Origin of the sequence: Janthinobacterium lividum (genome assembly GCF_011601275.1) — a bacterium.
GTDB classification, from domain to species: domain Bacteria; phylum Pseudomonadota; class Gammaproteobacteria; order Burkholderiales; family Burkholderiaceae_D; genus Janthinobacterium; species Janthinobacterium lividum_E.
Genome location: NZ_JAAOLY010000064.1, coordinates 1 through 358, shown reverse-complemented (window position 1 = coordinate 358; position 358 = coordinate 1). Strand labels below are relative to the sequence as shown.

1 protein-coding gene is annotated in these 358 nt (G+C 65.1%); it reads right to left on the bottom strand.

The features are described 5' to 3' along the window. On the bottom strand, positions 1-358 hold a 358-nt coding region (locus tag GYK42_RS28880; RefSeq protein ID WP_166450285.1), incomplete at both ends, for an RHS repeat domain-containing protein.

Below are 358 nucleotides of genomic sequence, written 5' to 3'. Positions count from 1 at the left end.
CTGTTGCGCGGCTCGACGTGGACAAAGCTGATTGCCTCGGGTGTCCATTCGGCACGCGGCGGTGCCGGACAGTGCGCGCTGTTCGAACTGGTGTCGGCAATCTCGCGGTCCGGCAAATAGCAATAGGAGGTGACGGTACTGCCGCCATCGGCGCGCGTTTCGCGCACGGTGCGGCCGAAATCATCGACCTGCAGGCGCGTCGTCAGGGCATTGGGCCCCGTCAGCGCGGTGAGTGTGCCAAAGCGCGGATCGTATTCCTTGCTCTCCGCATGTCCCAGGGCATTCGTCGATGTGCTGGGAAAGGCACCTGCCGGGATGCTGACGTTGCCGATGCCCGCCAGTGTGACCGTGCTGGCGG